The organism is Streptomyces tagetis (assembly GCF_018069565.1).
In the GTDB taxonomy this organism is placed as follows: Bacteria; Actinomycetota; Actinomycetes; order Streptomycetales; family Streptomycetaceae; genus Streptomyces; species Streptomyces tagetis.
This window is the reverse complement of the sequence record NZ_JAGPNL010000002.1, coordinates 305,598-324,837: the sequence shown is the minus strand read 5'-3', so window position 1 is coordinate 324,837 and position 19,240 is coordinate 305,598. Positions and strand designations below refer to the sequence as shown.

The 19,240-nt window shown below is 75.1% G+C and carries 18 protein-coding genes; 6 read left to right on the top strand and 12 right to left on the bottom strand.

Annotation, left to right across the window (positions count from 1 at the left end; genetic code table 11):
* Positions 1-8: 8 nt before the first annotated feature.
* Positions 9-2,498 (bottom strand): hypothetical protein, encoded by a 2,490-nt coding sequence (locus J5Y05_RS09755; protein WP_307853809.1) that lies wholly within the window; start codon positions 2,496-2,498, stop codon positions 9-11.
* 292 nt (positions 2,499-2,790) lie between these two features.
* Between J5Y05_RS09755 and J5Y05_RS09750 the strand changes: the two genes are divergently transcribed.
* A complete protein-coding gene (locus J5Y05_RS09750; protein WP_210870387.1) occupies positions 2,791-3,612 on the top strand; it encodes a DeoR/GlpR family DNA-binding transcription regulator in 822 nt (273 codons plus the stop codon).
* A gap of 160 nt (positions 3,613-3,772) precedes the next feature.
* Here the strand turns inward: J5Y05_RS09750 and cds1 are convergent, their stop codons facing one another.
* Positions 3,773-4,897 carry an L-cysteine desulfhydrase Cds1 gene (gene cds1, locus J5Y05_RS09745; RefSeq protein ID WP_210870385.1) on the bottom strand — a complete coding sequence of 375 codons (1,125 nt, stop codon included), beginning with the start codon at positions 4,895-4,897 and terminating at the stop codon, positions 3,773-3,775.
* A 349-nt stretch (positions 4,898-5,246) separates the two neighbouring features.
* Between cds1 and J5Y05_RS09740 the strand changes: the two genes are divergently transcribed.
* On the top strand, positions 5,247-5,570 hold the full coding sequence (locus tag J5Y05_RS09740) for a hypothetical protein (RefSeq protein ID WP_210870383.1): 324 nt from the start codon (positions 5,247-5,249) through the stop codon (positions 5,568-5,570).
* Positions 5,571-5,755: 185 nt separating this feature from the next.
* Positions 5,756-6,289 carry an ATP-binding protein gene (locus tag J5Y05_RS09735; protein ID WP_210870380.1) on the top strand — a complete coding sequence of 178 codons (534 nt, stop codon included), beginning with the start codon at positions 5,756-5,758 and terminating at the stop codon, positions 6,287-6,289.
* A gap of 285 nt (positions 6,290-6,574) precedes the next feature.
* Here J5Y05_RS09735 and J5Y05_RS09730 read toward each other — a convergent pair whose 3' ends face one another.
* The 3 genes from J5Y05_RS09730 to J5Y05_RS09720 all read right to left on the bottom strand — a co-directional run bounded on the left by J5Y05_RS09730 (position 6,575) and on the right by J5Y05_RS09720 (position 8,925).
* The gene (locus tag J5Y05_RS09730) at positions 6,575-6,853 is read right to left on the bottom strand and encodes an SHOCT domain-containing protein (protein ID WP_210870377.1); all 279 of its coding nucleotides are present in this window, start codon (positions 6,851-6,853) and stop codon (positions 6,575-6,577) included.
* 134 nt (positions 6,854-6,987) lie between these two features.
* Positions 6,988-8,226 (bottom strand): ROK family protein, encoded by a 1,239-nt coding sequence (locus J5Y05_RS09725; RefSeq protein WP_210870375.1) that lies wholly within the window; start codon positions 8,224-8,226, stop codon positions 6,988-6,990.
* 48 nt (positions 8,227-8,274) lie between these two features.
* On the bottom strand, positions 8,275-8,925 hold the full coding sequence (locus J5Y05_RS09720) for an alpha-ketoglutarate-dependent dioxygenase AlkB family protein (RefSeq protein WP_210870373.1): 651 nt from the start codon (positions 8,923-8,925) through the stop codon (positions 8,275-8,277).
* A gap of 62 nt (positions 8,926-8,987) precedes the next feature.
* Here J5Y05_RS09720 and J5Y05_RS09715 point away from each other — a divergent pair, with 62 nt between their 5' ends.
* Positions 8,988-10,151, top strand: a complete 1,164-nt coding sequence (locus J5Y05_RS09715; RefSeq protein WP_210870372.1) for a methyltransferase — start codon at positions 8,988-8,990, stop codon at positions 10,149-10,151.
* Here J5Y05_RS09715 and J5Y05_RS09710 read toward each other — a convergent pair.
* Both J5Y05_RS09710 and J5Y05_RS09705 read right to left on the bottom strand, forming a co-directional pair.
* Positions 10,129-10,989: a class II fructose-bisphosphate aldolase gene (locus tag J5Y05_RS09710; RefSeq protein WP_210870370.1), complete on the bottom strand. Its 861-nt coding sequence runs from the start codon at positions 10,987-10,989 to the stop codon at positions 10,129-10,131. The two genes, J5Y05_RS09715 and J5Y05_RS09710, sit on opposite strands and share 23 nt — an antisense overlap.
* Positions 10,990-11,010: 21 nt before the next feature.
* Positions 11,011-11,892: an SIS domain-containing protein gene (locus J5Y05_RS09705; protein WP_210870368.1), complete on the bottom strand. Its 882-nt coding sequence runs from the start codon at positions 11,890-11,892 to the stop codon at positions 11,011-11,013.
* 125 nt (positions 11,893-12,017) lie between these two features.
* Between J5Y05_RS09705 and J5Y05_RS09700 the strand changes: the two genes are divergently transcribed.
* Together J5Y05_RS09700 and J5Y05_RS09695 are read left to right on the top strand one after the other, a co-directional pair.
* Positions 12,018-12,797, top strand: a complete 780-nt coding sequence (locus J5Y05_RS09700) for a DeoR/GlpR family DNA-binding transcription regulator (RefSeq protein ID WP_210870366.1) — start codon at positions 12,018-12,020, stop codon at positions 12,795-12,797.
* A 230-nt stretch (positions 12,798-13,027) separates the two neighbouring features.
* Complete coding sequence (locus tag J5Y05_RS09695; RefSeq protein WP_210870364.1) at positions 13,028-15,316, top strand: heavy metal translocating P-type ATPase; 2,289 nt, start codon at positions 13,028-13,030, stop codon at positions 15,314-15,316.
* 189 nt (positions 15,317-15,505) lie between these two features.
* On the opposite strand, the gene J5Y05_RS09690 is transcribed toward J5Y05_RS09695, so the two are convergent.
* The 5 genes from J5Y05_RS09690 to J5Y05_RS09670 form a co-directional block, all read right to left on the bottom strand.
* On the bottom strand, positions 15,506-16,318 hold the full coding sequence (locus tag J5Y05_RS09690) for a hypothetical protein (RefSeq protein WP_210870362.1): 813 nt from the start codon (positions 16,316-16,318) through the stop codon (positions 15,506-15,508).
* 305 nt (positions 16,319-16,623) lie between these two features.
* A complete protein-coding gene (locus J5Y05_RS09685; protein WP_210870360.1) occupies positions 16,624-17,541 on the bottom strand; it encodes a DUF6891 domain-containing protein in 918 nt (305 codons plus the stop codon).
* Between the two features lie 97 nt (positions 17,542-17,638).
* The gene (locus J5Y05_RS09680) at positions 17,639-18,289 is read right to left on the bottom strand and encodes an SRPBCC family protein (RefSeq protein ID WP_210870358.1); all 651 of its coding nucleotides are present in this window, start codon (positions 18,287-18,289) and stop codon (positions 17,639-17,641) included.
* A 211-nt stretch (positions 18,290-18,500) separates the two neighbouring features.
* Positions 18,501-18,644: a hypothetical protein gene (locus J5Y05_RS09675; RefSeq protein WP_210870356.1), complete on the bottom strand. Its 144-nt coding sequence runs from the start codon at positions 18,642-18,644 to the stop codon at positions 18,501-18,503.
* A gap of 64 nt (positions 18,645-18,708) precedes the next feature.
* Positions 18,709-19,161 (bottom strand): phospholipase, encoded by a 453-nt coding sequence (locus J5Y05_RS09670; RefSeq protein ID WP_210870354.1) that lies wholly within the window; start codon positions 19,159-19,161, stop codon positions 18,709-18,711.
* Positions 19,162-19,240 lie beyond the last annotated feature (79 nt).

Below are 19,240 nucleotides of genomic sequence, written 5' to 3'. Positions count from 1 at the left end.
GGCCGTCGTCAGGCGCCCTCGGGCTTCCGGAGGGGCACGCCGGGCGCGTCCCGCGGCGTGTCGGGCGCGTTCCGCCGCGTGCCGGGCGGGTCGTACGGCGTGGCCGGCGTGTCGGTCGTTTCGTACGGCGTGTCGGGCCGGCCGTCGGGGGCGGGCCGGGGACGGCCGGTGTGTCGCGGGGACGGGACGCCGGGGCTCAGCCGGGCGAACAGCCACCGCCGTTCCTCGGCGAAGGCCGGGTCGGCCTGGTAGTCGGAGTGGCCCAGGATCGGCGCGGGCAGCGGGTGCAGTTCGGTGCGCCCGTAGGTGAGCGGGTCCTTGAGCGGCGCCCGGTCCACCCCGGGGCCGTGGTCGCCGGGGAGCCGGACGGGGCCGCCGATGGGGTCGGTGCGCCGGTACAGGTTGCGCCAGCGGTCGATCTCCCGGTGCAGGGAGCCGAGGGCGTGCGGCCCGAAGTGGGCCGGGAACCAGCGTCCGTAGAGCCGCTCCAGCGGGGAGCCGTAGGTGAGCAGGGCGACCCGGCGGCGGGCGGCGGGCGTGAGCTGCCAGGCCGCCGCGGCGGCGAGGACGCTGCCCTGGGAGTGGCCGGAGAGGACCAGTCGCCCTCCGGTGGCGCGGGTCCAGGTCGCCATCCGCCACGTCAGGTCGGGCACCGCGCGCTCCGCGTAGCAGGGGGGCGCGAACGGGTGGGCGGCGCGCGGCCAGAAGGTGCCGACGTCCCACAGGATGCCGATGGTGCGCCGGGCGGAGGCGTCCTTGTAGGCCCGGCGGCCCCAGGTGACGAAGAGCAGGAAGCCGAGGCCGATGAGCCAGGAGCCCAGCGCCTGGGCGGTCTGCGCGGCGCCGTGCACGAGGGCCGGGGTACCGCTCGCGGCGTCGGCCGGGACCCGGTCGGTGGTGAAGGCGCCCACCAGGGCTCCGGCGCCCAGCAGCAGGGTCGCCACGGAGGTGACGGCCACGACGAGGGGCGCACAGTCGGTGAGGGTGGCCATGGCGCGGGCGGTGGCGATGCGCCGGGTGCGGGCCGCGTCGCCGCGCTCCCCGGCGTGGTCGCGTTCCACGGTCGTGCGTTCGGCGCGGGCGAGGCGCCAGGTGTGCCGGGCGAGCAGGGCGCAGAGCAGCGCCACGACGACGAGCAGGGGCGGGATGACCGACGCCTGCCAGGTCAGCACGGTGGGCGGGCCGTGGAGGAAGGTGCCGGTGCCGTCCAGCCAGTCGGCGACCCGCTGGGCGACGCCGCCGGTCATCACGCCCCCCAGGGCGCAGGCGAGCATGGCGACGGCCGGTCCGCCCAGGCCCCGGATGGCGGCGCGCGGGTCGGGCAGGGAGCGGTACAGCAGGTGGGCGACGACGCCGAGGGCGATCACGATCAGGCCCTGGACGAGGGCGAGGGCGCCGAAGACCGCGTCGCCGGGGAGCCGGCCGGACGAGGTCCATCCCGGGCGGGACCAGCCCGCGTACACCAGGGCGAGGCCGAGGACGGCGAGGGCGGCGAGCGGCAGCCGGCGCACCAGGTGTTCGTCGAGTTCGCGGTCGAGGCGGTTCTCGCTGCGGCCCCGGCGGCAGACCACGCCGACCGCGGCGAGGGCCCCGGCGACGAGGGCCGCCTCCAGGAGCCGGCCCAGCGGCTCCAGGGCCGGGGGCCCGCCGGGCAGCCGGTCGAAGCGGGCCGCGGGAAGGCCGGCCGCGGCGGCGACGGTGAGCAGTCCGGCGGTGGTGTGCGCGGCGCGCAGCCGGGCCACCAGGCGGCGCCCGTACCAGAAGCCGGGCCGGCCGAGCGCGGTGTGGCCGTCGTCGTCCTCGTCGGGGGTGGAGGCGGATTCGCGGTCCATCGGCCGCTGGGACTCGTACGCCCGCCAGGTGCGCAGGGACAGGTACCACAGGAGGCCGGTCAGGGCGGCGGGGACCAGTGCGGCGAGGGCGAGCCGGCGGCCGGGCGGGCTCCACCAGCCGCCGTCCGAGACGGTGGGCGAGAGGAAGCCGAGCCAGGTGTGCCGCTCGGCGCAGGCGGGGGTGCCCGCGCACTGCCAGGCGGCGAGGTCGACCGCGACCTCGCAGGCCGCGGCGACGAGCAGCACCGTCAGGGTCAGTCCCGCGAGCCGTACGAGCAGTCCGTACAGCCGGACCGCGCGGGGCCGGCGGCGGGCGCCGGGCCGCATCCAGTGGGCGAGGTTGACCACCATGAAGGGCAGGAGCAGCAGCCACAGGGCGCGGGTGCCGTCGCCGGAGGTGAGGTTGCACCAGACGTACGCCTCGGGGACGGGCCGGCCCCGGTACTCCTCGGGCCGCTCCTCCGCGTCGGCGTCCTCGGCCCGCCGGAAGACGGCCGCGACGTCGTCGCCGGTGACGCGTACCGTCCGCGAGCCGTCGAGCATCTCGTCGGGTGTCGTGCCGCCGACGCCGTGCACCAGGAGTTCCAGGGCGGTGTCCGCCGGCGGTCCGGTGGCGGCCGGGTCCTCCGGTGCGCCGGTCCCGGCCGGCCGCCGCGCTTCTTCCACTGTCCGCACTCCCCCGCTGACGCTCCGTCGGCTCTGCCCGTGCGGCCACCAGGATCTCCCCTGAACGGGTGGTGCACACCCGTCCCCACCGAATCTCCCCGATCCGGGTGACGGAACGGCGGCGTGGCGCCCGGTACGGCCCGTGCCCGCCCGGTGACCGGTGGCGCGTCCTGTGGCGGCCCGTGCGAGGATGGGGTATCCGCGCACCTGAGGGGAGAAGTCCTCGTCGGAGCGGGTACGCCGGGCGTGTCGGGCGTGTCGGGCGGTTTGCGACGAAAGGACCGGAGCGTACGTGAGTGAGAATCCGAACCTTCTCGCGGAACAGCGGCGTGCCCTGATCCTCGACGAGGTACGGCGCCGGGGCGGGGTCCGGGTCAACGAGCTGACCCGCAAACTCGGCGTGTCGGACATGACGGTCCGCCGCGACCTGGACGCGCTGGCCCGGCAGGGCGTGCTGGAGAAGGTGCACGGCGGCGCGGTCCCGGTGCTGGAGGCGAGCACGCACGAGCCGGGGTTCGAGGCCAAGTCGGGTCTGGAGCCGACCGCCAAGGAGGACATCGCGCGGGCGGCGGCGGAGATGGTGGCGCCGGGCGCCGCGATCGCCCTGTCCGGCGGGACGACGACGTACGCGCTGGCGCACCGGCTGCTGGACGTGCCGGACCTGACCGTGGTGACCAACTCGGTGCGGGTGGCGGACGTGTTCCACGTGGCGCAGCGCGGCTCCGGTGCCCGGCAGGGCGCGGCGACGGTGGTGCTGACCGGCGGGGTGCGGACGCCGTCCGACTCGCTGGTGGGGCCGATCGCCGACCAGGCGATCGCGACGCTCCACTTCGACCTGCTGTTCCTCGGTGTGCACGGCATATCGGTGGAGGCGGGACTGTCCACGCCGAACCTCGCGGAGGCCGAGACGAACCGGCGGCTGGTCCAGTCGGCGCGGCGGGTCGTGGTGGTCGCGGACCACACCAAGTGGGGTGTGGTGGGGCTGAGTTCGTTCGCCGCGCTGGAGCAGGTCGACACGCTGGTGACCGACCGCGAGCTGCCGGGGGACGCGCGGGCGGAGATCTCGGAGCACCTGCGGCTGATCGTGGCGGGCGAGCCGGAGCCCGGGGACTGACGGCACGGGGCGCGGCCGGCCCCCCGGGGGGCGGCGGGCGCGGCGTGTCGCCCGGTCGGGCGGCGGGCGCGCGCGGCGTGTCGCCCCGACCGGGTGCACGACTGTCGTACGTCCGCGCGTGTCGGGACCGCGCGCCCCCGGGCCGCTCCTCGCGCCCGGGTCACTCCGGCCAGTGGCCGGTGCGCAGGAGGGACTCGATCGTCCGCGTGTGGGGGCGGATGTCCAGTCCCTGTTCGGTGAGCCAGGCGTCCGAGTAGTACTTGTCGAGGTACCGGTCCCCCGGGTCGCACAGCAGCGAGACGACACTTCCCCGGCGGCCCTCGGCCACCATCTCCGCGACGATCTTGAGGGTGCTCCACAGTCCCGTGCCCGTCGAGCCGCCCGCCTTGCGGCCGATGGCACCCTCCAGGGCGCGGACGGCGGCGACGGCGGCGGCGTCGGGCACCTTCATCATGCGGTCGATGGCGTGGGGCACGAAGCTCGGTTCCATCCGGGGCCGGCCGATGCCCTCGATCCGGGAGGCGGCGTCGCAGGTGACGTCGGGGTCGCCGGTCGTCCAGCCCTCGAAGAAGCAGGAGTTGTCCGGGTCGGCCACACAGATGCGCGTGTCGTACTGCAGGTAGCGCACGTACCGGGCGAGGGTCGCCGAGGTGCCTCCGGTACCGGCGGTGGCGACGATCCACGCCGGTTCGGGGAACCGCTCCAGGCGCATCTGCCGGAAGATGGACTCGGCGATGTTGTTGTTGCCGCGCCAGTCGGTGGCCCGCTCCGCGTAGGTGAACTGGTCCATGTAGTGGCCACCGGTCTCCGCCGCGAGGCGGGCCGACTCCTCGTACATCCGGCGCGAGTCGTCCACGAAGTGGCACCGGCCGCCGTGGAATTCGATCAGGCGGATCTTCTCGGCGCTGGTCGTGCGGGGCATGACCGCGATGAAGGGCACGCCGATCAACTGCGCGAAGTACGCCTCGGAGACGGCCGTCGAGCCGCTGGACGCCTCGATCACGGGACGGTCGGGACGAATCCAGCCATTGCACAGCCCGTAGAGGAAGAGGGAGCGGGCGAGCCGGTGTTTGAGGCTTCCGGTGGGGTGGGTGGACTCGTCCTTCAGGTACAGGTCGACGCCCCAGGACTCGGGCAGCGGGAAGCGGAGCAGGTGCGTGTCGGCCGAGCGGTTGGCGTCGGCCTGCACTTTGCGCACGGCCTCTTTCAGCCAGGCCCGGCAGGCGGCGTCGCTGCGGTCGACGTCCAGGGTGACACCCGGGCTGGTCTGCTGGAAGCTGGTCACGGCAGGGCTCCTTACGCTGCGCGCCGACGGCGCGTCGCACGGCCGGCACACCGAGCATAGGCGCCTTCGACACGCTTCTCACCTGCATAAACACACCTTTGAGCGGCTCAAAGGCGCCCCTGGGGCGCGGTGCGTGGTTCGTGGGGGGCGCATTCGCGGGAATGCTCCGGGCGGCCCCAGGAAAGGGACCGGTCGCACTGGTGCCGGGGGGCCGGGTGCGGGCAGACTTCATCCGGCGGGACCGGGGGTTCCGCCGGGGCTCGTCCGGAGCACGGCACGGGCCGGTGCCGGGCCGCGCCGCCACGGGGCGGGGGGTCCGGCGGGCGGACACGCGCGAGGGGGCGGCGGCATGGCGGAGCCGGAGTTCACGGCCACGGGGGTACGGATCGGCAAGCGCCTGCGGTCGCTGACGCGGGCCGGGCAGGTCCGGATCAGCGGCGGCAGGGTCGAGTTGCTCACCAGCGCCGGCAGCGAGATCGCCAGCGCCCCGGTGCAGCGGGTGCGCGCCTCGCGGCCCTGGTTCGCGCCGGAGGACCGCGCGTTGGCCGACCTGGACGGCACGCGGTACCTGCTGACCCTCGGTGAGCGGGACCCTGCGCCGGGCGAGCCGGGACCGCCCGCGGCACACCGTTTCATCGAGGCGGTACGCCGGGCGGCCGGGCGCCGGCGCTGAGCCGGCCGTGACTTGCGGTGTCCCACCCCGTGCGTCACGCTGTTCACACGTCACTCTGGGTTTACCGGCGATAACGCTGCGAACCAGCCCGCCGGCCACGACAGCAGGCGGCGGCGTGTCGCGTACACCCTGCTGCCACCCCACCCCCGTGTTCTTCCGGACCTCTATGTCGGGGAGTCGCAGCCGTGATCAGTCACTCGAACAGACAGTGCACGGTGGAGCTGCAAGCCCTGCCGTCGCGGATCGGCCAGGTCCGCAGAATCGTCTCGGCGCACTTGCGCTACTGGCATATGGATTCCCTGATCGACCGGGCGGCGCTCGGCGTGACGGAATTGCTCACCAACGTCCATCTCCATGCCCGGCAGGACAAGACCTGCACCGTGGAGATGGAACTGCTCCTGGACCGGCTCACGGTCTCGGTGCGTGACCGGGACCCGCGGCTGCCCGTCGTGGACGACGCCGGGCCGCTGGCGACCTGCGGGCGCGGGCTGGCCATGGTGGCGGCGCTGAGCGAGAGCTGGGGAGCGCGGCCCGAGGGCGAGTCCGGGAAGGTCGTCTGGTTCTCCCTGCCGACGGCCGCCCCCGTGTCGCCGGTCTCGGTGCGGCCGGCGCGGCGGCTGGTCGAGGAGGTGTCCGTCGCCGCCTTCACGGAGGCGGAGCCCTCCGTCGGCCTGGGCGCGTCACCGCCCGCTCCGGTCCGGTCGGCCGTCGCCGGCTGACCGGACGGTGGCCTCCTCCCCCGCCGGGCCGGCCACGGCCCCGCGCGGACCGCCCCACGCGGACTGCCCCACGCGGACTGCCCCACGCGGACTGCCCCACGCGGACCGCCCCGGGTGATCCGGTCGGATGCCTCGGGACGGCGCTGCGGGTCGCCCCGGGCGAGCACGCCGGGTGTGTCACGCCGGGGCCCGGCCGCTGTGGGTGCGGGCCGCCCCGAGCGGGCGCGCGCCGGGCGGTGGTCCGGGTGCGGTGATCCGGCACGGTGGTGCGGGTGCGGGCCGCGGTCAGGCCGCGCCGCCCCTGCCGCCGCGGCCGAAGTGCTCCTCCAGTACGGACAGCCGGCGCCAGTACTCCTCCTCGTCGATCTCTCCGGCGGCGAAGCGCCGGCCGAGGACGGCGAGGGGCGAGCGGTCCTCGACGGGACCTCCGGGTCCGGGGCGCCCCCGCCGAGGGGTACGCCGCAGCACCGTGAGGACGCCCCCGATGACCAGCGCCCACACCAGCGGGACGAGCAGTATCCACGGGCCGGGCCCGCCATGGCCGAAGTTCGCCAGGGTCTGCATGCCGTTCAGCTCCTCGGAAGCGTTCTCCGTGTGTCCTTCTCGCTTCCGAGCCTCCCGCGTTCGGCGCCCCGGGGCGTCGTCCGTCCGGCGGCAGTCCGCCTACCGCGCGGGGAGTACGGGGAGCCCGAGGCGGGTCAGGCGAGCGCGCCCAGGGGGTCGTCGAGGACCGGCTGCCAGGCCAGTTCGGCGGCGCCGACGAGGCTGTTGTGGTCCAGGACGCAGGGCAGGATCGGCACGCCGCCGCTCCGTCCCCACAGGCTGCGGCCCGCGACGACCGCGCGCAGCCGCTCGGGGTCGGCGTCCAGGAGGGTGCGGTGCAGGCCGCCGAGGATGATCCGGTCCGGGTTGAGGATGTTGACCAGTCCGGCGAGGCCGAGGCCCAGGCGGTCGATGAGGGTCTCGGCGGCGGCGCGGACCGCCGGGTCGTCGTAGTGGCCGCGGATCAGGTCGTCGGCCTGGCGGAGCAGGGACATCTCCGGGCCGGGCGCGCGGCCGGCCTCGGTGAGGAAGGCCAGCGGGTCGGTCTCCACGTCCAGGCAGCCCCGGCCGCCGCAGTGGCAGGGGCGGCCCTCGGGGTTGGCCGCGAGGTGGCCGACCTCCAGGGCGAGACCGGAACTGCCCGTGTGCAGGCGGCCGTCGAGGACGAGGGCGCCGCCGACGCCCCGGTGCCCGGTGGCGACGCAGAGCAGGTCGCGGGCGCCACGCCCGGCGCCGTGCCGGTGTTCGGCGAGGGCGGCCAGGTTGATGTCGTTCGCCGCGAACGCCGGTCCGTCGAGGCCGGCGGCCCGCACCTGCTCGGCGAAGATGCGCCGCACCGGGGCACCGGCCGGCCACGCCAGGTGCAGGGGGTTCAGGGCCAGGCCCTCCGGTTCCGCGACGGCGGACGGCACGGCGAGGCCCGCTCCGACGCAGCGCCGGCCGGTCTCCCGCAGCAGGCCGACGCCCGCCTCGACGACGGAGCCGAGCACTTTGGCCGGATCGGGGTCGACGACCTCGCAGCCCGGGGCGGTGGCGACGATCCGGCCGCCGAGTCCGACCAGCGCGGCGCGGAACCCGTCGGCGTGGACCTGGGCGGCGAGGGCGACGGGCCCGTCCTCGGCGACGGCGAGCCGGTGCGAGGGGCGGCCCTGTGAACCGGCGGCGGCCCCGGGCCGGGCGTCGACCCGGATCAGGCCGAGCGCCTCCAGTTCGGCGGCGACCGCGCCGGCCGTGGCGCGGGTGACGCCGAGTTCGGCGGTGAGGACGGCGCGGGTGGGGGCGCGGTCGGTGTGCACGAGCTCCAACGCGGGTCCGAGGGCCGCGCGCCCCCGGTCCAACCGCGTTCTCGAGGTGGTCCCTTCCCCCGCCGTCCGGGGGTCCGCCTTGCCGCTCATGAGGGGGAGTCTCCCATGATCCGTGCCCCGGTCCCGTCCACCGGCCGCCTACAGTCCACTGACGCGCAGGGTGATGTTCAGCCGGCCGGTGAGTCCCGAACCGGCGGGCGCCGTGCCCTCGTACACGCGCGGCACCCCGTGGTACGCGTACCGGGACGGTCCGCCGAAGACGAAGAGGTCCCCGGAGCGCAGTGTCACGTCGGTGTACGGGCGGGTGCGCGTGCCGGGGTTGCCGAAGCGGAAGACGCAGGTGTCCCCGAGGCTGACGGAGACCACGGGGGCGTCGGCGTGTTCGTCGGCGTCGCGGTGCATGCCCATCCGGGCACCGGGCCCGTAGAAGTTGACCAGGGCGATGTCGTAGGGCGCCTCGGGGACCTCGTGGGCGCCGAGGGTGTCCGCGACCGCGCGGCGGGCCAGGTCGCCGAGGCGGTCGGGGAAGGGCTTGACCGGGGCGCCGTCGCCGTCGACGGCGGTCGGGGCGTAGCCGTACGGGTACCAGTGGCGGCCGAGGCAGACCTGCCGGGCGGACATGGTGCCGCCGCCGGGGATACGGACGGTGCGCAGGCCCGCGGGCGGGCGGGCCCATTCCCGGCAGGCGTCGAGCAGCGCGCGCTGTGCCTCGGCGTCCAGCCAGTCGGGGTGGTGCACGGCGCCGGGCGCGATGCGGGCGGGGGCCCTCGGGAACAGTTCGCCGTCCATCCCTCCATCCTGCCTCCGTGCCCGGCGGGGGCGTCCCGCCGCTCGGATAGCCTGGTCGCACGATGAACGACCGTACCGACGTCCTGATCTCCCCCTGGGGCGAGCACCGGCTGACCCGTTTCCCCGAGGACCCGCGCGAGCGGCTGCGCGCCTTCGACGCCTCCGACGAGTACCTGCTGCGGCACCTCGCCGGCCTGGACGTCCCGCTGTCCGGCACGGTCGTGGTGCTCGGGGACCGCTGGGGCGCGCTGACGACGGCGCTGTCGGCGTACGAGCCGGTGCAGATCACCGATTCCTTCCTGGCCCGGGAGGCGACCCGGGCCAACCTCGTGCGCGACGGCGCCCTGCCCGTGCCGTCCCGGCTGCTGACCACGCAGGACCCGCCGCCGGAGCGGATCGACGTGCTCCTGGTGCGGACCCCCAAGAGCCTGGCGCTGCTGGAGGACCAGTTGCTGCGGCTGGCGCCGTCGCTGCACGCGGAGTCGGTCGTGGTGGGCACCGGCATGGTCAAGGAGATCCACACCTCGACGCTGCGGCTCTTCGAGCGGATCGTCGGGCCGACCCGGACCTCGCTCGCCGAGAAGAAGGCGCGGCTCGTCCTGTGCACGCCCGACCCCTCGCTGGAGCGGCCCGCCGGCCCGTGGCCGCTGACCTACCGGCTGCCCGAGGGGCTCGGCGCGCTGTCCGGCCGGGAGGTCGTCAACCACGCGGGCGTCTTCTGCGCCGACCGGCTCGACATCGGCACCCGGTTCTTCCTGGGGCACCTGCCGCGTGCGGGGGGCCGGCGGGTGGTGGACCTGGGCTGCGGCAACGGGGTGGTCGGCACCGCCGTGGCGCTGGCCGGCCCGGACACCGAGGTGCTGTTCACCGACGAGTCGTTCCAGGCGGTGGCCTCGGCTGAGGCGACGTACACGGCGAACGGGGCTCCGGGACGGGCGGAGTTCCGGGTGGGCGACGGGCTGTCCGGGGCGCCGGACGGCAGTGCGGACCTGGTGCTGAACAATCCGCCCTTCCACTCCCACCAGGCGACGACCGACGCCACGGCGTGGCGGATGTTCACCGGGGCGTGGCGGGTGCTGCGGCCCGGCGGCGAGCTGTGGGTGGTCGGCAACCGGCACCTCGGCTACCACGTGAAGCTGCGGCGGGTGTTCGGCAACAGCCGGGTGGTGGCGAGCGATCCGAAGTTCGTGGTGCTGAGGGCGGTCAAGGGGCCGGGCGGGCGATGACGCCGATGAGGTCCGTGACCGTGCGGGTCATGGCCTCGCGGCCCACCGTGAGGTAGTGGCGGGAGTCGACGGCCTCGGGGTGCGCGGCGAGGAACTCGCGTATGGCGCCGGTCATGGCGACGTTGAGCGCGGTGCCCACGTTGACCTTGGCGATGCCTCCCGCGACCGCCGCGGAGAGCTGGTCGTCGGGCAGCCCGGAGGAGCCGTGCAGGACCAGCGGCACGGCGACGGTGCCGAAGACTTCCCTGAGCAGGGCGTGGTCGAGGGCGGCGGTGCGGGTGGTCATGGCGTGGACGCTGCCGACGGCGACGGCGAGGGCGTCCACCCCGGACGCGGCGACGAAGGCGCGGGCCTCGGCGGGGTCGGTGCGGGCGCCGGGCGCGTGGGCGCCGAGCGGCGGTTCGCCGTCCTTGCCGCCGACCTCGCCGAGTTCGGCCTCGATCCACAGGCCGTGGGCGTGGGCCCAGTCGGCGGCGGCGCGGGTGGCCGCCACGTTCTGCGCATAGGGCAGGCGGGAGGCGTCGTACATCACGGAGCCGAATCCGGCCTCGGGGGCCTGGTGCAGCAGGGTGTCGCTGCGGACGTGGTCGAGGTGGAGGGCGACGGGGACGGCGGCGGCCTCGGCGGCGGCGACGGCCGCGCGGGCCAGCGGCAGCAGGCGGCCGTGGCGGTAGCGGACGGCGTTCTCGCTGATCTGGAGGACGACGGGTGAGCGGGCGGCCTCGGCGCCGGTGACGACCGCCTCGACGTGTTCCAGGGTGACGACGTTGAAGGCGGCGACGGCGGAGCGGGCCGCGGCGGCCCGCGCGGTCAGCTCACCGGTGGTGACGAGGGGCACGGCCTCTCTCCTTCGCGGGCGTCAGGGGGCGAGGATCACCGAGCGGGTGAGGTGGCGGGGCCGGTCGGGGTCGAGGCCGCGGGCGGCGGCCACGGCGACGGCGAGCCGCTGGGCGCGGACCAGTTCGGCGAGGGGGTCGAGGGTGCCGGGCACCCAGGCGGCGCCGGTGGCGCGGACCTGGTCGGCGAGTCCGTCGGGGGCCTCGCCGAACATCCAGGTCGCCGTGGTGTCGGTGGAGACGCTGATGGGACCGTGCCGGTACTCCATCGCCGGATACGCCTCGGTCCAGGACAGTGCCGCCTCGCGCATCTTGAGTGCGGCCTCGTGGGCGAGGCCGACCGTCCAGCCGCGGCCGAGGAAGGTGAACTGGGTGCGGGCGGCGAGTCCTTCGGGCAGGTCGGTGGCGAGCGCGGTGCGGGCGTCAGCGACGACGGCGTCGGTGTGCAGGCCGAGGTGGGCGCGGAGCAGGGTCAGGGCGGTGGTGGCGAACCGGGTCTGGACGACGGAGCGTTCGTCCGCGTAGCCGAGCGGGACGACGTGGTCGGCCACGGCCGTGACGGGGGTGCCGGGGGCGGCGGTGAGGGCGACGGTGCGGGTGCGGCCCCTCAACTCGCCGAGCAGGTCGAGGACTTCGGTGGTGGTACCGGAACGGGTGAGGGCGACGACCCGGTCGTAGGCGCGGGCGCGGGGGAACTCGGAGGCGGGGAAGGCGTCGGTCTCGCCCCGTCCGGCGTCCTCGCGCAGGGCCGCCGCCGCGAGCGCCATGTGGTACGAGGTGCCGCAGCCGACGATGGCCACCCGCTCGCCCGTGGCCGGCAGGGCCGCCGCGTACCGGTCCGCTTCCCGGGCCGCGCGGGTCCAGCACTCGGGCTGGTCGCGCAACTCGCTCTCGACATGGGTCATGCCGGCACCCCTCCCCTGATGTGATTGCTCTTGCACGATACTCCCCCGTTTCGAGCACCTTCAATCATCCGGGCGGAAATCGGCGGGTGGGTTAGGGTCGGCGGAGATCGAGGAACGGAGGCGCCATGTCGCGCGACGCCCGCTGGAAGTCGCTGCTGGAGCTGCTCGTGGAGCGCGGCCGGCTGGACGTCGAGGAGGCGGCGACGGAGCTGGAGGTGTCGGCGGCGACGATCCGCCGCGACTTCGACCGGCTCTCCGAGCAGCAGATGCTCGTGCGCACGCGCGGCGGGGCGGTCGTCCACGGCGTGTCGTACGAACTGCCGCTGCGGTACAAGGTGGCGCGGCACGCCTCGGAGAAGCAGCGGGTCGCGCGGGCGGTCGCGGGCCTGGTGGCGCCCGGCGAGGCGGTGGGGCTGACGGGCGGCACGACCACGACCGAGGTGGCGCGGGCGCTGGCCGAGCGCGCCGACCTGGCCTCGGGCACGCCGGCGCTCACGGTCGTCACCAACGCGCTGAACATCGCCAACGAGCTGGCCGTGCGCCCCCAGTTCAAGATCGTGGTGACCGGCGGGGTGGCGCGGGCACAGTCGTACGAGCTGATCGGTCCGCTCGCCGACGGGGTGCTGGGCCAGATCACGGTGGACGTGGCGGTGCTCGGGGTGGTGGCCTTCGACGTGACCCACGGCGCCGCCGCCCACGACGAGGCGGAGGCCGCGATCAACCGTCTGCTGTGCGAACGCGCGGAGCGCGTGGTGGTGGCCGCGGACTCCAGCAAGCTCGGCCGGCGGGCGTTCGCCCGGATCTGCGCGGCGGAGGTAGTGGACACGCTGGTCACGGACCAGGCGGCGGACCCGGAGACGGTCCGGCGCTTCGAGGAGGCGGGGGTCGGGGTCCTCATCGCCTGACCCCGGCGGCTGCGCGCCGCTCTCAGCACCGCCCGGCCCCGGCGGGCCGCACGGGCTTCCCTTCCGGCCGCCCCCGGCGGCGGACGTACGACGACTCCCGCCGATCCGACCCCCGCACCGCCCTCCCTTTTACCCCGCCCGGGTATCACCGGACTGTTTGCATCAGATACCCCATAGGGGTATACAGGACAGGTACATACCCCCACCCGGTATCTATCGCGGGAGTGCCCATGACCACCAGGACGACCGACGCACCGGCCGGGACGGAACTCGCCATCGGCGGTATGACCTGCGCCTCCTGCGCCGCGCGCGTCGAGAAGAAGCTCAACCGCATGGACGGCGTCACCGCCACCGTCAACTACGCCACCGAGAAGGCGTGGATCAGCCACCCCGGCGACGTCTCCGTACCGGACCTGATCGCCACCGTCGAGGCGACCGGCTACACCGCGCGCGAGCCCGAGCCGGTCCGCACCGGGCCCGCGGACGACACGGCGCGGGACACCGCTCACCCCGACGAACTGCGTCCGCTCCGGCAACGCCTGGTCACGGCGACGCTGCTGGCCACCCCGGTCGTCCTCATGGCGATGGTGCCGGCGCTCCAGTTCACCCACTGGCAGTGGCTGTCCCTGACGCTGGCCGCGCCCGTGGTGACGTACGCCGCCTGGCCCTTCCACAAGGCCGCCTACACCAACGCCCGGCACGGCGCGGCCACCATGGACACGCTGGTCTCGCTCGGCACCTCGGCGGCGTTCCTGTGGTCGCTGTGGGCGCTGTTCTTCGGCACGGCGGGCATGCCCGGCATGACCCACCCCTTCGACCTGACGATCGCGCGCGGCGACGGCTCCGGGAACATCTACCTGGAGGCCGCGGCGGGCATCACCGCGTTCGTCCTCGCCGGCCGCTACATCGAGGCCCGGTCCAAGCGGACCGCGGGTGCCGCGCTGAAGGCCCTGATGGAGCTGGGCGCCAGGGACGTGACACTGCTGCTCCCCGACGGCGAGCGGCGGACCGTCCCCACCGCCGACCTCGCCCCCGGCGACCGCTTCCTCGTCCGCCCCGGCGAGAAGATCGCCACCGACGGCACGGTCGTCGAGGGGGCCTCCGCGGTGGACGTCTCCATGCTCACCGGCGAGTCCGTGCCGGTGGAGGTCGGCGTCGGCGACAGCGTGACGGGCGCGACCCTCAACGCCGGCGGCCGGCTGGTCGTCGAGGCGACCCGGGTCGGCGCGGACACGCAGCTCGCCCGGATGGCGAAGCTGGTCGAGGACGCGCAGAACGGCAAGGCCGCCGCGCAGCGGCTCGCCGACCGGGTCTCCGGGGTCTTCGTCCCGGCCGTCATCGTCCTCTCCCTGGCGACCCTCGGCTACTGGCTCGTCACGGGGGCCGGGGTGGCCGCCGCGTTCACGGCCGCCGTGGCCGTCCTGATCATCGCCTGCCCCTGCGCCCTCGGGCTCGCCACGCCGACCGCGCTGATGGCCGGCACCGGGCGCGGCGCCCAGCTCGGCATCCTCATCAAGGGCCCGGAGGTCCTGGAGTCCACCCGCCGGGCCGACACCGTCGTCCTCGACAAGACCGGCACCGTCACCACCGGCCGTATGACCCTGCTCGCCGTGCACACCGCCGACGGGGTCGCCGAGGACGAGGTGCTGCGGCTGGCGGGAGCGCTGGAGCACTCCTCCGAGCACCCGATCGCCCGCGCGGTCGCCGACCGGGCGCTGGAGAAGCTGGGCGAGCTGCCGGCACCCGCCGACTTCGCCAACGTCCCCGGGCTCGGGGTGCGCGGCGTCGTCGACGGGCACACCGTCCTCGTCGGCCGGGAGCGGCTGCTCTCCGCCCAAACGGCCGACGGCCGGGACGGGGGCATCGTCCTCCCGGCGGAGCTGGGCCGGGCCCTGGCCGGGGCGGAGGAGGCCGGGCGCACCGCGATCGCCGTCGCCTGGGACGGTGCGGCTCGGGCGGTGCTGGAGGTGGCCGACGCGGTGAAGGACGGCAGCGCGGAGGCGATCGCCCGGCTGCGCGCCCTCGGTCTCACCCCGATCCTGCTGACCGGCGACAACCGGGCCGTGGCCGACGCCGTCGCCCGCGAGGTCGGCATCGACGCCGGGCACGTGATCGCCGAGGTGCTGCCGGAGGAGAAGGTCGACGTCGTACGGCGCCTCCAGGGCGAGGGCCGGTCGGTGGCGATGGTCGGGGACGGGGTCAACGACGCCGCCGCGCTGGCCCAGGCCGACCTGGGGCTGGCCATGGGCACCGGCACCGACGCCGCGATGGAGGCGGGCGACCTCACCCTGGTCCGCGGGGACCTGCGGGCCGTCCCGGACGCGATCCGGCTGGCCCGCCGGACCCTCGGCATCATCCGGTCCAACCTGTTCTGGGCCTTCGCCTACAACGTGGCCGCGCTGCCGCTCGCCGCGGCGGGCCTGCTCAACCCGATGATCGCGGGCGCGGCGATGGCCTTCTCCTCGGTGTTCGTCGTCGCCAACTCGCTGCGGCTGCGCACCTTCCGGCCGGCGGGCTGACCCACCGCCCGACGGGCCGCCGCTCCCCCGCGGAGCCGGCGGCCCGTCGGCCGTCCGGGGGCGCGGCTCACGGGGGCGCGGCTCACGGGGCGCGGCTCACGGGGCGCGGCCGTAACGGAGTCACAGCCGTAGCGGAGTCACGTCCGTAGCGGGGCGCGGGCGTAACCGGGGGACGCCGGCCCCGGAACGTCAGCGGTGGTCCTCGGGAGATCCGGCGTGCCGGCTCCTCAACTCCCGGTCCAGAGCGGCGAACTCCGCGGAGGCCGTGAGCCCCGGTGTGCGCATCACCTCCGCGACCAGGGCGGCGTTGCGCGCGATGCAGCCCGCGATGTCCTCGGGCTCGATGTGCCAGCCCTTGCCCTCGGGGCGGAAGCCGGAGCTGCCACCGGCGTCGATCACCGCCACGGGGCCGATCCTCAGCTCCTTGCCGCCGTCGTGCTCCAGGGCGATGTCGAACACCCCGTACCAGGGGCTGCCTCCTTCCGGGACGCTCTCCGGGCCGACGGTGAGCCGGACCTTCTCGTACGTGTTCGGCGAGATCCGCCGGGTCAGCCCGGCGGAGAGACTGAACGGGGTCTCGTGGGTCCGGCCGTCCCCGGCCGTCGGCCGGTCGTCCGGGACGGTGAACCCGTACGCGGCCCGGTGGACGAGCCGGCCCTCCCGCCGGTGGCAGGGCTCCAGGTGACCGGACCGGCGGAAGGCCAGGGTCGCCCGGGACAGCACGGCCGGGGTGTCCCCGAGGTTCCGCACCGTCACCTCGACGTGGACGCCCCGGAGGTCGTCCTCCGGCACGGGGGAGGCGCGTCCGTCCGTCGAGGTCCCGGGGAGGCCGCCCCGGAGGGCCGCGGTCACCCCGGCCGGCTCCACTCCCGCCCGGGGCCGCCCGTCCTCCTCGCCGATCCTTTCGGTCTCCCTGGCCCGCCGGTCCGCCTCCTCCGACACGGAGAAGTCGCGCATGTTCATGAGGACCGCGAGGACGCCCAGGATCAGCGTCGAGTACATCCCGATCAGGATGGCCCAGTCGGTGAGGCCGCGTCCGCGGTGCGCGGCGAGCAGGCGTCGCGCGAGCCACTTCCGCGGCGGTGCCGGTGGCCGGTCTCCGCCGGACGGTGTGCTCCTCTCTCCTCCGCTCCCGTGTGACATCGCACCGCTTCCTCAGCCTCGCAGTGGCACCCCCTCACCTCCCGGGGGTATCCCGACGTGGCGATTCTCCGGCCGGCTGTCCGCCCGGCGCAGCGGTTCCGGCGAACGTCACCCGGTCATGTCACCGGACCGCCCCGGCCACCGGGGCGTGCCTCACCCGCTCCTCAACCGACCAGGCGGCGCCGCCAGTCCAGGCCGGTGAGCGGGATGCCGTGGCCCGGGTCCCCGTCCCAGTCGGGGTGGAGACCGGCTGCTCGGAGGGCGGCGACGACCTCGTGGCCGATGGCGGTGGTGGTGTCGGGGGACCCGTCGAACCCGCCGTAGTAGAGGGTCAGTCCGTGGCCGGCCGCCGCGGCGTCCGTGCACTGCGCGTGGAAGTAGACGAAGCCACGGGCGTCCGGCTCGCCCGCGTCGCCGATCTCGGCCTGGCCGCAACCACGGCAGCAGGTGAAGTCCTCGCGGGCGGTGATGCCGGCCCGCTCCAGCTCCGTGAAGGCACGGGTGAGCCGTTCCGGGTCGGTCTCTCCGCGCCACGCGGCCTGTTCGGCGACCCGCTCCAGCCACAGCCGGTCGGCCAGGGCACGCGCCTGCTCGGGCGAGACGGGCCGGCGGTCCTCGGTGACGAGGTACTCCTCGGCGAGTTCGGCCAGCTCGTCCCGGTCCGCGTACCCGCCGGCCAGCACCTCGCGTATGTGTCCCTCCAACTCCGCTCGTTCCTCCGCGTCGAGGACGAGCGGCGGCACCTGCGGAACGGGACCCAGGTCCAGCGGCGACCACGGGAGACCGGCGTCCCAGTCCTCCTCGCCCCGCGACCAGCCGACGAGCGCCGCGGCCACGGCGCCGGGCTCCTCGACGGAGGTCTGGAAGTGCCGGTCGACGGCCCCGTCCCGGTGCTCCAGCGTGTAGTCGCCGCCCGAGGCGTGCCAGACCTGGGCGAAGACGTCCGGCAGATCGGGCAGCCGCTGGAGCACCAGGAACCGGTCGTCGGCGCCGCCGATGCGCGCGACCAGACCCGTCAGCTCCTCGGCGGACATGCCGACGCGCCGCTCGTCGTTCTCCGTTCTCACCACGATCTCCAGCATGCGAAGACTGTGGCACACCCCACTGACAACGCCGTGCGGGCGCGGGGCCGGGCCGGTGCCCGCCCAGGCGTCCTTCCCCTCCGGGGACCGGGCCCGCCTATCCGGCGGAACCGCCGGGGTCGTCGGCGCCCGTGTAGAAGGCGGTGGTCCGGTCGGCCGCCGCGCGGGCCGCCTCCGGGTCGGCGCCGCTCGCCACGTTGGCCCGGTACCAGGCGTCGCTGCCGGCGGTGACGAAGCGCCGGCCCTCTTCGGAGGCGGACCAGAGCATGGCCTCCCGGGGGTCGACGGCGGCGCCGGTGGACAGGTGGACCGTCAGGCCGACGAGCATCAGGTCCCAGCCGACGCCGACCGCGCCGGGGCCGTACTCCGTCCACCGTTCGTCCTCGATGTGGGCGGTGTGCTCCAGCACGAAGCGGGCGCCGCCGTCCTCGCGGGTCAGCCGCACCTCGATCCAGCTCAGCTCCTCGCCGTACTCCCAGGTCGCGGAGAAGCCGGCGGGCGGTTCGCAGCGCAGGACGGTGCCGCCGGCGTTGCCCTCCAACTGGTAGCGCCCGCCGGTACGGAGTTCGCCGGTGACCGGGAGGAACCAGAGCGGGATGCGTTCGGGGTTGCTGCACGCGTCCCAGAGGTCCTCCAGGGGGACGTCGTAGACACGGCTGACGCCGACCACGTGGGCGCGGCCGTCCTCCAGGACGCGCGTGCCGACCTGGCGGTTCACGGAATCGATCTGCTGCGTCACGTCGATCACGGGGTGCTCCTCGGTGGTTCGGGGGCGCCGCGCGGCGGGGGTGCGCGGGCCGGTACGGGGGAGGCGAGGGCGGCGGGTCGGGGCGTACGGCCTCGGGCCGGGGCGTACGGGGGCGGCGGTGGTGCCGGGGGGCGTCGGCCTCCCCCGGCGGGCCGGCGTCGACGGCGGGCGCACGCCGGTCGCCCCGCGGAGCCGGTGTCGTGCCGCGCGCTCAGGTCCGCTCCACCCCGGTCCCGGATATCCCGGACACGCCGCGGACGAGGGCACCGGGAGCTTCCGGGGCGGGCTCGCCGTCGGCGAGCGGTCCGGGCAGGCGGCGGCGCGGAGGGTCCGCGAGCACATCGAGGGCGTGCATGCGCGCAAAAGTATCAGCGGGTACTCATACGAGTACCCGCTGACACTCGGTCACGGTGGGCGTGTCAGCCGAAGGCCCGCACCGCCTGGTAGTAGGTCCACGCGGTGCCGTCGCAGGTGGTCTTGGTGCCGCCGGTGTAGCGGGCGCAGACGCGCTTGAGGTCCTCGTAGAAGGCGCTGTCGAGGCGGTTCTTGTTGGCGCTGAAGGAGCCCGCGGCCTTGTAGTTGCGGTAGCCGAAGTCGTGCCGCGCACAGGAGGTGCTGAACGGGAAGCCGAACGGGTTGTCCGGAGAGGACGAGCAGTAGTCGGTCGACCAGTCGAATTCGTACGCGCCCCAGGCGGCCTGGTTGGCCCGCGCCGCGACCCAGGTGTCGTGGCTCGACGCGCTGGTCTGGGTCCAGTTCGAGAGGACCTGCGCCTTGTCGGCGGGAGCCGCGGTGGCGACGGCGGCCGAGGCGACGACGGTGGTCAGGGCCAGGGCCGAGGCGGCGAGCGCGGTGGCGACTCTTCGGTGCATCCCATACCTCCATGAGACCGCGGCCCGCCCCTCGGGCCGCAGGTGCATGACAAGATGATGCGCGTTCCGGCCACCGCTT